This is a genomic window from Roseateles sp. GW821-FHT09H10 (assembly GCF_059415865.1).
This window is the reverse complement of sequence record NZ_JBWKOB010000009.1, coordinates 46821-58336: the sequence shown is the minus strand read 5'-3', so window position 1 is coordinate 58336 and position 11516 is coordinate 46821. Positions and strand designations below refer to the sequence as shown.

Genomic DNA, 11516 nt, shown 5'->3' with positions numbered 1-11516 from the left:
GGCTCCCCCGGCAGGGGTTCCTGCCATTCGACTTGCTCGCCCTGAGTGTCTCCTCGTGCAGTGGTCGCCCAATTTTTAGGAAACATCATGGTTGTGATTCGTCTGGCTCGCGGCGGCTCCAAGAAGCGCCCCTTCTACAACATCGTCGTCGCCAACAGCCGCCAGCGTCGTGACGGCCGCTTCATCGAGCGCGTCGGCTTCTACAACCCCGTCGCTTCCGGCGCTGCCGAGAAGCTGCGCGTCGAGCAGGACCGCGTGAGCTACTGGATCGGTGTCGGCGCCCAGCTGTCGCCCACCGTGGCCCGCCTGGTTGGCGACGCCAAGACGGCCGCTGTCGCCGCCGCCTAAGCAGGCGTGGCAGGCAACAAGCCTCAGCAAGACGGCGCCTCGGCGCCGTCTTTTGCATCCACGGGCGCCTCGGCGTCGTCTGGCGCTTCCTGGCCCGACGATCTCGTGCCGGTCGGCCGCATCTTGGATGCCTGGGGCATCAAGGGCGGCCTCAAGGTGCAGGCCTATTCGGCCGACGCCGACGCGCTGTTCAGCGCCAAGCGCTGGTATTTGAAGGCCACCGGCCCCAAGCCCGGCCAACTGCTGCTGGCGGTGCGCTCCGTGCGTGAGCAGGGGGAAGGCATCGTCGCCACGGCCGAAGGCGTGGACGACCGCAATGCCGCCGAAGCCCTGCGTGGCCACGAGATCTACATTCCCCGCAGCGACTTCCCGCGCACGCCCGATGGCGAGTATTACTGGATCGACCTGATCGGCCTGGACGTCGTCAACCGTGAAGCGCAGGCCCTGGGCCGCGTCATCGGCCTCATCGACACCGGCCCGCATGCCGTGCTGCGCATCCTGCCGCCCGGCGTGGAAGGGCCGGCCAAGCCCGACCAGGAGAGGCTGATCCCCTTCGTCGGCAACTTCATTGACGACGTGAGCCTCGAAGCGAAACGGATCACGGTCGACTGGGGCCTCGACTTCTGAGCTGAAGCCATGCGCTTCGACGTCCTGACGATCTTCCCGGAGCTGTTCGCGCCGCATCTGACGCACGGCGTCACGCGGCGCGCCTTCGAGAGCCGGCAAGTCGACGTGCGCCTGTGGCCGCTGCGCGATTTCGCCGACGACAACTACCGCCGTGTCGACGACCGCACCTATGGCGGCGGCCCCGGCATGGTCATGCTGGCCGAGCCGCTGGAAAAGGCGCTGGCGGCCGTCAAGGCCGACCGCGGCGAGGCGACCCCGGCCGTCATCCACTTCACGCCCACCGGTGCCCGCATCGATCAGGCCGGCGTGCAGGAGCTGGCTGGCAGCTCCGGTGCCATCCTGCTCTGCGGCCGCTACGAGGGTATCGACCAGCGCGTGCTGGACCGCCATGTGACGCTGGAACTCAGCCTGGGTGACTTCGTGCTTTCGGGCGGCGAACTGCCGGCCATCACCTTGCTGGACGCCGTGGCGCGCCTGCAGGACGGCGTGCTGGGCGATTCGAAGTCGCACGAGCAGGACAGCTTCTCCGATGGCCTGCTGGACTGCCCTCACTACAGCCGCCCCGAGGTGCTGGCCGATGGCCGCGAGGTGCCGCCCGTGCTGCTGTCCGGCCACCACGCCGACATCAAGCGCTGGCGCCGCGAGCAGTCCCTGGCCCTGACGGCCGCGCGCCGTCCTGACCTGATCGCCGCCGCTCGCGCAGCCGGCCGCCTCAGCAAGGCCGACGAGGCCTTCCTGTCCAAGCTCTAGGCAAAACCCGCATCACCGGGCTATACTTGCGGGCTGTCCGATCCTCTGGCGGGTCGAGTGGTCTGGAAATCCAGGCTGCAAACATCCCGATAAATAGCGTTCCGCCAAGATCCCTAGGAGTACAGATGGACCTGATCCAAACCCTTGAGCAAGAAGAAATTGCTCGCCTGAACAAGACCATCCCGGTCTTCGCCCCCGGCGACACCGTGATCGTCAGCGTCAACGTCGTTGAAGGCAGCCGCAAGCGCGTGCAGGCCTACGAAGGCGTCGTGATCGCCAAGCGCAACCGCGGCCTGAACAGCAGCTTCATCGTCCGCAAGATCTCCAGCGGCGAAGGCGTCGAGCGTACCTTCCAGCTGTACAGCCCCCTGATCGCCTCGATCGAAGTCAAGCGCCGCGGCGACGTCCGTCGCGCCAAGCTGTACTACCTCCGCCAGCGTTCGGGCAAGTCGGCGCGTATCAAGGAGAAGCTGGCCTAATCAGCCGGTATCTCACCGCCAAAGCCGCCGCGAGCTACGCTCCAGGCGGCTTTTGTTTTTTTCGCGCATGAAACGTCCCGCCATCACCCAGCCCCAGCTCGTGCCGGTCACGAGCGTCGACGACCATCTTCCGGCGGTCCCCGATCTCGCGCTGACGGCTTCGGCCGTGCGTGCCCGCCTGGCCGCCGTGGCGGCCTGGACGCCCGAGTTCGCCGGTGACGGTGGCCTGTTCGCCGATCGCGAGCCCGCTGGCGCCGCGGTGCTGGTGCCGCTGGTGCAGCGCGAGACCGGGCTGAACCTGCTGCTGACGCGACGCACCGACCATCTGCGCGACCACGCCGGCCAGATCAGCTTTCCCGGTGGCCGCGTGGAGCCGGAGGATGACGGCCCCATTGCGACCGCGCTGCGCGAAACCGAAGAAGAGATCGGCCTGTCGCGCCAGCACATCGAAATCATCGGCCAGTTGCCGGTCTACTCGACGGTGACGGCTTTCCAGGTGACGCCGGTCATCGCCCTCGTCGAGCCCGGCTTCACGCTCAAGCTGGACGACTTCGAAGTCGCCGAAGCCTTCGAGGTGCCGCTGGCCTTCCTGATGAATCCGGCCCACCACCGCCACCACCGTTTCGAGTTCGCCGGCGCTGAACGCCGCTTCCTGTCCATGCCCTGGCAGGGCGCCGAGCGCGAGTACTTCATCTGGGGCGCGACGGCAGCGATGTTGCGCAACTTCTATCGCCTCCTCAGCGGAGGCTGAGCGCGCCACTATCATCCCGGCCCATGAATTTCTTCGCGGTGCTGCTGGCCCTGCTCTGTGAGCAACTCAAGCCCCTGAGGCATGGCAACCGCGTGCATCAGTCCGTCATCGGCTGGGTGCGCTGGACGGGCCGCAACTTTGACGCCGGCGATGAGCACCACGCTGCCATCGTCTGGGCCATCACCGTCCTTGTGCCGGGGCTGGCGGTTGCGCTCATCTACTGGGCGCTGCGCCATTTCAGCGTGCTGCTGGCGCTGGGGCTGAACGTCCTCATCCTCTACCTGACGCTGGGCTTCCGCCAGTTCAGCCATTACTACACCGACATCCGCGACGCCCTCGAGCGTGGCGACGATGCGACCGCGCGCCAGCTGCTGGCCGAATGGCGCCATCTGGATGCCAGCGAACTGCCCCGCACCGAGCTGATCCGCCATGTCATCGAGCATTCCCTGCTCGCCGCGCATCGCCATGTCTTCGGCGTGTTCTTCTGGTTCATCGTCTGTTCCACCGTCGGCTTGGGCCCGGCCGGCGCCGTGCTCTACCGCATGGCCGAGTTCGCCGGCCGCTACTGGGCCTTCAAGAGCCGCACGCTGGATGCGCCCACCAACCCCCGCCTGCTCGCACTGTCGCGCCAGGTGTTCGGCCTCATCGACCATGTGCCGGCCCGGCTGACTGCAACCGGCTTTGCCATCGTCGGCAACTTCGAAGAGGCCGTGAACGGCTGGCGCCGTGACGCCAGCCTCTGGCTGCATTCCAACGAAGGCATCATCCTCGCGTCGGCGGCCGGGGCCGTCGGCCTGCAGCTCGGCGGTGCCGCGGCGCCGGGCGTGACGCCGGACCGCAGCAAGACCTTCGATGCGGGCTTCGAGCCCGAATCCACCGGCGCCGCCGGCTCGACGGCCGGTGCGCCGCCGCAGCTTGGCCATCTGCAAAGCGTTGTCGGCCTGGTCTGGCGTTCCGTCGTGTTGTGGATGCTGCTCCTCGCGCTACTGACTCTCGCCAACCTCGTCGGCTGATCCCATGACCTTTCCTGAATTGCCGGCCCTGGCCGAGCCCAGCCTTGCCGCGCGCGTTCAACACGCCATCGACCACAAGACCAAGCCGCTGGGCGCCTTGGGCCGCATCGAGGCCCTGGCCCTGCAGCTCGCGCTGATCCAGGGCCTGGAGAAGCCCGCATTGCGCGAGCCGCAACTGGTTGTCTACGCCGCCGACCATGGCCTGTCCAGGCGGGGCGTGTCGGCCTATCCGCGCGAAGTCACACCGCAGATGGTCGTCAACATGCTGGCGGGCGGTGCAGCCGTCTCGGTGCTCGCGCGCCAGCAGGGCCTGGCGCTGACGATTGCCGATTGCGGCGTTGATGCACCACTGGCCGAAGGGGCCGCCGACCTGCGCATCGCGGCTGGAACCGCCGACGCCAGCATCGGACCCGCGATGACGGCGGAACAAGCCGAACGCGCACTGCGCAACGGCATGGTCCTCGTCGAGCGCTTGCCCGGCAATGCGCTGCTGCTGGGTGAGATGGGCATTGGCAACACGTCCTCGGCCAGCCTGCTGATGCAGCGCCTGACCGGCCTGCCATTGGTCGACTGCGTCGGCCGCGGCACCGGACTGGATGACGCCGGCGTGGCGCGCAAGCTCCGGGTACTGGAGCAAGCCCTGGCGGCCAATGCAAGCGCTGCGACGCCTCTCGAGATTGCGGCCGCCGTCGGGGGGTTCGAGATCGTCACGATGGCCGGCAGCGTCATCGCGGCTGCAGCGCAGCGCCGCGTCGTCGTCGTCGATGGCTTCATCACGACGGCCGCCGTCGCGCTGGCCGAGGCGCTGCGCCCGGGCGTGCTGGCCGCTTGCGTGTTCGCCCACCGCTCGGCCGAGGGCCCTCACGCGCGCTGGTTGCAGCACATCGGCGCGCGTCCGCTGCTGGACCTGCACCTGCGCCTGGGCGAGGGCAGTGGCGCGGCCCTGGCATGGCCGCTGCTGACGGCGGCCTGCGCGCTGCTGGCCGACATGGCCAGCTTCGACAGCGCCGGGGTCAGCAACAAGGACTGAACCCGATGCGGCTCTTTCTTGTCGCGCTGCAGTTCCTGACGCGGCTGCCGGTGCGGCTGGAGCGCTTCGAGCCGGCCTGGCTGAACGATTGCGTGCGCCACTTTCCGCTGGTCGGCCTGCTGGTGGGCGGTGTCGGCGCGACGGTGCTGCTGGGCGCGGCTCAGTTGTGGCCGGCCTGGGTGGCCGCGGTGCTGGCCTTGTCGGCCACGGTCGCGCTGACCGGCGGCTTCCACGAGGACGGCCTGGCCGATACCTTCGACGCCCTGGGTGGCGTCGTCGCCCGCGACAAGGCGCTGCTCATCATGAAGGACTCGCGCATCGGCAGCTACGGTGCGCTGGCCCTGGGCCTGAGCCTGCTGCTGCGGGCGGCGCTGCTGGCGGTACTGGCGACGCGGCCGCTGCTGGGCGCCGTGGCGGCCCTGCTGGCCAGCCATGCGCTGGCGCGCGGGGCGGCGGTGGGCGTCATGGTCAGCCTGCCCTATGGCGGCGATGCCGACCATGCCAAGGCCAAGCCACTCGCGCTGGCCGTGGCGCCGCGCAACTTCTCGATCGCGCTGGGCTGGTGCGGCCTGCTGCTGCTTGTGCTCGCCATGATCGGCGTCGATCTGCCGCGCCTGCTGCTCGCGGCAGCAGTGGCCGCCGCGGTGGCGCTGCTGATGCGCCAGTGGCTGAAGCGCCGCCTGGGCGGCTATACCGGCGACGGCCTGGGGGCCACCGAGCAGTTGGCCGAGATGGCCGTGCTGCTGGCCTTCACGGCCTCGTTCTGACGGCCGTGTTCACCATCTGGCGCCACCCCAAGCCGATGGGCGCCGAGGGGCGCTGCATCGGTGCCCGCACCGATCTGCCGGTCGATGCGCGCAAGGCCAAGCGTCTGGCTCATCGCGTGCGCGCCCATGCGCGCCGCCATGGGCTGCCGCGCGAGGTCGTCACCTCGCCGCTGTTGAGATCGGCGGCGGTCGGGCGGTGGCTGAAGCGCTGGGGCTTTGGCTGGCATGTGGACCCGGCACTGGCGGAGATGGATTTCGGCAGCTGGGACGGCAGGCGCTGGAGCGAGATCCAGGCTGCGGAGTTCGATCGCTGGATGCGCGATTTCTGCTGCTTCGACTTCGACGGCGGCGAGTCGCTGGATAGCTTGCTGGCGCGCGTGGCGCACTGGCAGGCGCCTTGTGCTCTGGTGGTGGGGCACGGCGGCTGGATCACGGCCCGTCACTGGAGCGGCGAAAAAAAAGGCCAGGCGCCCACTTCGGAGGCCTGGCCCGCGGCGCTGCCTTACGGCCGCGCTACTTCAGTACCGTCTGCTGCATGAACAGCACCGTGGCATAGAACTGGAAGTCCTGGTTGTCCTTCTTCTGGAAGCCATGGCCCTCGTTCTCGGCGCGCAGATACCAGACCGGCGTGCCGCCCTTGCGCACGGTCTCGACGATCTGCTCGGCCTCGGTATAGGGCACGCGCGGATCGTTCTTGCCCTGGATGACGAACAGCGGCTTCTTGATCCGGGCCGCATTGGTCAGCGGCGAGATCTTCTCGAGGTGGGCCTTCATGGCCGGGTCGCGCTCGTCGCCGTACTCGACGCGGCGCAGGTCGCGGCGGTAGCTCTCGGTGTTGTTCAGGAAGGTCACGAAATGGGAGATGCCGACCACGTCGATGGAGCCGGCAATCCGTTCGGCGTAGTTGGTCGCCACGGCCAGGGTCATGTAGCCGCCATAGCTGCCGCCGGTGACGAGCACGCGCGAGGCATCCAGGTCGGGCTGGGTGGCGATCCAGTCCAGCAGGGCGCCGATGTCCTTGACGGAGTCCTCGCGCTTGAAGCCGTTGTCCATGGCCAGGAAGCTCTTGCCATAGCCGCTGGAGCCGCGCACGTTGGGCTGGATCAGGGCCATGCCCAGTTCCTGCACGTAGTAGGCGTTGCGGCCCAGGAAGCCGAAGCTGGCCTGGGACTCGGGGCCGCCATGGATGGAGATCAGCACCGGGCGCTTGCCGGTGAACTTTTTCGGCGGGGGCGTCAGCAGGCCCGAGATTGTCGTGCCGTCGAAGCTCTTCCAGCGCACGATCTTCTGTTCGCTGAAGCCCGAGGTGTCGACGGCGCCCGTGGCGCGCGTCCATTGCTGCACCTTGCCGTCCTTGCCCAGCGAATAGATCTGGCTGGGGCCCTGGGCGTTGCTGATGGAGAAGGCCAGCTCGCCGAGGCCATGGTGGTAGGACGCCGCGCCCACATTGCCGTTGGGCAGGGCTGCCGGGGCCGCCACTTCCTTGGCGGTGGCGGCATCGAAGAAATGCAGCTCGTCGCGGCCGTCCACATTGAACTGCGCCGCCAGCTTGCTGCGGTCCTCGGTCAGCGTGACGCCGCTGACGTCCCAGGGGATGTGGCCGCTGACGCGGTCGATGCGGCCTGGATTCGGGCCGGCCAGGTCCAGCTTCATCAGCTCGCGGAACTCGCCGGCGCGGTCGCTGGCGATCCACAGGGAGCGGCCATCCGGTGCCCAGCCCGTCGGGGTGTAGCTGGCCTTGGCCTCCTGGCTGCCCGCGGCCGGGGCGACCTGCCGGGTCGCGCCGCTTTCCACGTCCAGGGTCCAGATCTGCGATTCATTGGCCGACAGATAGCGGGTCAGCGACAGCGTGCGTTCATCGGGCGAAGGCCGGCTCGCCGCCCAGCCGCCGCCGTCCAGTTCGGCCAGCTTGCGGCGTGCCTCGGGCTTCTCGGGGTCCATCAGCCACAGCGTCGTCGTGATCTTGCTGCGCTTGCCGCCTTCGGCCGTGCGGTCGATGGGCACCGAGGAGTAGACGAGGCGGCCGCTCTTGCGCAGCCAGGTGTTGATGGCATGGCGCTCGTCGGGGCTGGTCAGCAGCACCGGCTGCGCGCCGGCCGGGTTCAGCGGCAGGCGGTAGATCTGGCCGACTTCATTGCCGCCCGTCGAACGCTCGAAGACCATGTACTGGCCGTGGCGGGGCTCGTAGGTGGCGCGGGTGACGGGGTCGGCGCCGTCGGTCAGCTGCTGGCCTTCGCCCAGGGGCGAAGTCACGCGGAAGATCTGCGCGGTGTTGGCGCCGGCCTTGCGGTGGCTGACCAGCATCTCGCGCTGGGTCGGATGCCAGTCGGAGAAGGCGTGGCCGCGGAAGTCGTTGTAGCGGCCGATGGCATCCGCCAGGCTCTGGGGCACAGCCGGGATGCCCTGCACGACCAGGTTGCTGTTGGGCGCGACGACGGGTGCCGGCGCGGGCGTGGAGGCGCAGGCGGCCAGCAGGGCCGAGCCGAGGGCGCAGAGGGAAAGACGCAGACGAATCATGTGGGGCCTCAAAGGAAAATGGGCGCTCGAAGCGCCCATTCTCGGTCCGGTCAGACTCGGGTCTAACCCGCTGTGACGTTGGTCATGCCGTCGGCTGGATGCCCGCGATCAGCCAGCCGTCGCCGGCCTGGACCAGGTGCCAGATCTCGTCGAAGTTCTCGGCTGCCTGCTCGCTCTTCTCGCGCACCAGGCCCGAGAAGCGCACCGAGACGATCTGCTGGCCGTCCTCAGTCGCCACATCGACGACACGGGCGTCGAGCTGCAGCACTTCGGTGCGCTGTGTCTGGCTGCCGCGCTCCAGCAGCTCGCTCTGGATGCTCGCGTACATCTGCGGCGTCGTGAAGCGGCGCAGGTCGGCCTGGTCGCCCGCGTCGTTGGCGGCCTGCAGGCGGATGAAGACCTGCTTGGCGAGCTTCTCGAAGCCGGCGCTGTCGAAGTCCGACGACGCCGCTGCCACTGGCGCTGCTGCCGTGGCGGGCGCGGCATTCCAGGCCGGCTGGGCCGCCTGGAACTGATGGCCGCCACCGGCCATGGCCAGTTGCGGCTTGGGCGCGGCGAAGCGGCGCATGACGAAGCGGATCACCATGAAGGCCACGAGGGCCAGCAGGGCCAGCATCATGAAGTTGGCCATGCCCTCGCCGAAGCCGAGGTGGCTGGCCAGCGCGGCCAGCCCCAGGCCAGCAGCCAGGCCGGCGATGGGGCCGAGCCAGGAGCGCTTGGGCGCTGCTGCCGCTGCGGCAGCGGGCGCTGCGGCCTGCTTGCCGGGGGCGGCCTGCTGCGGTGCCGGCTGCTGTGCCGGCGGCGTCTGCGGCGAGGTCTGGGTGGGCACGCTGCGCTTGATGCCGCCGCCACCGAGGCGCTTGGCCTCGGCGTCATGGACGGGCAGCGCGACGGCAATCAGGGCGGCCAGGGTCACGGCGAGGATGCGATTCACGAAAGTCTCCAGTCAATGGAATACGAACCCGGAGTTGCGGGCTCAGTTCAGGATTTTCAAGCGTCTCGGATGTCAGCGACAACGGTTTTTCCGAAGTCTGGCCGCATGAGAAAGCGAACAATCGCGTCTGCCGTGCTGTCGGCCGTCTGCAGCTGGCCGCCGTCCTTCAGCCCCTGGAAGCGCGTCTGCTCGGGGAAGCGGGCGGGATCGGCGCCGCGCAGCTGGACCTGCATGTCGGTGTCGATGACGCCGGGCGCCAGGGAGACGACGCCGACCTCGGGCTCTTCGAGCGCCAGCGCGCGGCTGAGGTGATCCAGCCCCGCCTTGATGGCGCAATAGGCCGAGCTGCCGGCCATGGCGCGCCGGCCCAGGCCGGAGGAGATGTTGAGGATGCGGCGCTGCGGCACCGCGCCGGTCTCGGCCAGGAAGACGCGGCTCAGCAGCGTGGGCGCCTCCAGGCCGACGCGCAGCGCCGCGGACAGTTCACCAAGATCGGAAGCCGCCAGCGGGCCGGGTTCGCTGAGCAGGGCGGCGTTGTTGATCAGCGTGGCGCTGGCCCAGCCCACGTGGGCGCGCAGCCAGGCCTGCAGGCGCTCGGCGGCGGCGGCCGGGTCCGCGAGGTCCAGCGTCCATTGCTCGGCCTGCAGCTCGGGGTTGGCCTTGCGTGCGATGCCGATGACGGTGTTGCCGGGCCGGGCCAGTTGCCGGACCAAGCCGGCGCCCAGGCCGCGGGAGCTGCCGGTGATGATGTAGAGATGCATTTCAGAACTCCGGTGGGCAGATGAAATGATGGCCGCCGACCTGCAGCTCGCTGGCGTGCAGCAGCAGGCGCGGGCTGGCGGCGGCGATGGCGGGCGCCGCGTACAGCGAGTCCCCCAGGATGGCATGTCCCAGATGGGCGAGATGCACGCGCAGCTGGTGGCTGCGGCCCGTCAGCGGTTCCAGTGAGACACGCGTATGTTGGCCCTCCTGCGCCAGCACCTGCCAGCGCGTCTGCGAGGGCTTGCCGTGTTCCAGGTCGACCTGCTGGCGCGGCCGGTTGGGCCAGTCGGCGCCGACGGGCAGGTCGATCAGCCCCTGGCCTTGCAGATGCCCCGCCACGACGGCGACGTAGCGCTTGCCGACGCGGCGCTCGGCGAAGTCGGCGCTGAGTTCGCGCTGGGCTTGGATGCCGCGCGCAAACAGCAGCAGGCCCGATGTCGCCTGGTCGAGGCGATGCACGATCAGCGCGTCCGGGTAGAGGGCCTGCACGCGGGCGCTGGCGCAGTCCGGCTCGGTTCGGCCCGGCACGCTGAGCAGGCCGGCCGGTTTGGCTATGACGACCAGGCGATCGTCGGCGTGCAGCACGCGCATCAGCGTGAAGAGACGAGGATGCCCGCGGCGATCAGCACGAAGGCCAGGCCGTGGTACCAAGCCGGCGCCACGCCCAGCAGGGCCGCCGAAATGATGGCGGCGAAGACCGGCGTCAGGTTGACGAAGAAGCCCGCCAGCGCCGGCCCCGCCTCGGCCACGCCCATGCCCCAGCAGCGGTAGGCGATCAGCGAGGGGCAGATGGCCACATAGGCCAACACGGCGACCAGGGTCGGGCTCCAGTGGATGGGCGCCAGCGCGACGACCTGCTCGACGCCCGCCGCCACGCCCGAGAAGACGACGCCGAACATCAGCTGGGCCATCAGCGCCTCGGCCCAGTTCCAGTCCGGCTTCTCGCCGGGGCGCAGGCCGGGCGCGGGCCGGGCCAGCATCCAGGAGTAGATGGCCCAGGTGAACAGGGCCACCAGCATCAGCAGGTCGCCCGGCACGAAATGAACGGCCAGCAGGGCGGCGGGATCGCCGCGCGCAATGACGACGGCCACGCCGAGCAGCGACAGGGCCGCGCCCGCGAGTTGGCGCGGCTTGGGCTTCACGCCGTAGAAGACGGCACCCACGCCCAGCATCCAGACCGGCATGCTGGCGGTGATCAGCGTGACGTTCAGCGGCGACGAGGTGTGCAGGGCCAGGTACTGCAGCGCGTTGTAGCAGCCCATGCCCAGGAAGCCCAGCCAGGCCAGGCCGCGCCAGCGCTTCAGCGCTTCGCGCGGGTCGGCGAGCAGGCGGCGCGCCAGCGGGGCCAGCAGCAGAAAGGCGATCAGCCAGCGCAGCGCGTTCAGCGCCATCGGCGGGATGTCGTTGCGCACCATGCGGCCGATGACGGCGTTGCCAGCCCAGAGCAGGGGCGGCACCGTCAGCAGCACAGCAAGGCGTGGGGTCAGCTTCATCGGCAACGACAAAGGGCGGAAAGGGCTGGCACGATAGCCGACCTC

Annotated in this window: 14 protein-coding genes; 9 read left to right on the top strand and 5 right to left on the bottom strand. The window is 69.3% G+C overall.

The genetic code is table 11. The features are described 5' to 3' along the window. Window positions 1–87 precede the first annotated feature (87 nt). The 9 genes from rpsP to AC07OY_RS28505 all read left to right on the top strand — a co-directional run bounded on the left by rpsP (window position 88) and on the right by AC07OY_RS28505 (window position 6304). Window positions 88–348, top strand: coding sequence for a 30S ribosomal protein S16 (gene rpsP, locus AC07OY_RS28545; protein ID WP_495045995.1), 261 nt, complete (start codon window positions 88–90; stop codon window positions 346–348). Window positions 349–453: 105 nt separating this feature from the next. Continuing rightward, on the top strand, window positions 454–975 hold the full coding sequence (gene rimM, locus AC07OY_RS28540) for a ribosome maturation factor RimM (RefSeq protein ID WP_495046068.1): 522 nt from the start codon (window positions 454–456) through the stop codon (window positions 973–975). A 9-nt stretch (window positions 976–984) separates the two neighbouring features. Next, window positions 985–1725, top strand: a complete 741-nt coding sequence (trmD, locus tag AC07OY_RS28535; protein ID WP_495045994.1) for a tRNA (guanosine(37)-N1)-methyltransferase TrmD — start codon at window positions 985–987, stop codon at window positions 1723–1725. Between the two features lie 125 nt (window positions 1726–1850). After that, window positions 1851–2204, top strand: a complete 354-nt coding sequence (gene rplS, locus AC07OY_RS28530) for a 50S ribosomal protein L19 (RefSeq protein WP_310259721.1) — start codon at window positions 1851–1853, stop codon at window positions 2202–2204. A 67-nt stretch (window positions 2205–2271) separates the two neighbouring features. Then, window positions 2272–2955: a CoA pyrophosphatase gene (locus AC07OY_RS28525; protein ID WP_495045993.1), complete on the top strand. Its 684-nt coding sequence runs from the start codon at window positions 2272–2274 to the stop codon at window positions 2953–2955. A 23-nt stretch (window positions 2956–2978) separates the two neighbouring features. After that, window positions 2979–3968: a CobD/CbiB family protein gene (locus tag AC07OY_RS28520; RefSeq protein WP_495045992.1), complete on the top strand. Its 990-nt coding sequence runs from the start codon at window positions 2979–2981 to the stop codon at window positions 3966–3968. Between the two features lie 4 nt (window positions 3969–3972). Beyond that, window positions 3973–4998 (top strand): nicotinate-nucleotide--dimethylbenzimidazole phosphoribosyltransferase, encoded by a 1026-nt coding sequence (gene cobT, locus AC07OY_RS28515; RefSeq protein ID WP_495045991.1) that lies wholly within the window; start codon window positions 3973–3975, stop codon window positions 4996–4998. Between the two features lie 5 nt (window positions 4999–5003). After that, window positions 5004–5765, top strand: coding sequence for an adenosylcobinamide-GDP ribazoletransferase (gene cobS, locus AC07OY_RS28510; protein ID WP_495045990.1), 762 nt, complete (start codon window positions 5004–5006; stop codon window positions 5763–5765). Between the two features lie 5 nt (window positions 5766–5770). Next, entirely contained in the window at window positions 5771–6304 is a 534-nt protein-coding gene (locus AC07OY_RS28505) for a histidine phosphatase family protein (protein ID WP_495045989.1), read from the top strand. Here the strand turns inward: AC07OY_RS28505 and AC07OY_RS28500 are convergent. From AC07OY_RS28500 to AC07OY_RS28480, 5 genes are all read right to left on the bottom strand, one after another. Continuing rightward, entirely contained in the window at window positions 6279–8282 is a 2004-nt protein-coding gene (locus AC07OY_RS28500) for a S9 family peptidase (RefSeq protein WP_495045988.1), read from the bottom strand. The genes AC07OY_RS28505 and AC07OY_RS28500 overlap by 26 nt on opposite strands. An 82-nt stretch (window positions 8283–8364) precedes the next feature. Continuing rightward, complete coding sequence (locus tag AC07OY_RS28495) at window positions 8365–9216, bottom strand: Tim44 domain-containing protein (RefSeq protein WP_495045987.1); 852 nt, start codon at window positions 9214–9216, stop codon at window positions 8365–8367. Window positions 9217–9272: 56 nt separating this feature from the next. Continuing rightward, window positions 9273–9977: an SDR family NAD(P)-dependent oxidoreductase gene (locus AC07OY_RS28490; protein WP_495045986.1), complete on the bottom strand. Its 705-nt coding sequence runs from the start codon at window positions 9975–9977 to the stop codon at window positions 9273–9275. Window position 9978: 1 nt separating this feature from the next. Next, the gene (locus AC07OY_RS28485) at window positions 9979–10569 is read right to left on the bottom strand and encodes an RluA family pseudouridine synthase (protein WP_495045985.1); all 591 of its coding nucleotides are present in this window, start codon (window positions 10567–10569) and stop codon (window positions 9979–9981) included. After that, window positions 10569–11471, bottom strand: a complete 903-nt coding sequence (locus AC07OY_RS28480) for a DMT family transporter (protein ID WP_495045984.1) — start codon at window positions 11469–11471, stop codon at window positions 10569–10571. Before AC07OY_RS28480 ends, AC07OY_RS28485 begins: the two co-directional genes overlap by 1 nt. Window positions 11472–11516 lie beyond the last annotated feature (45 nt).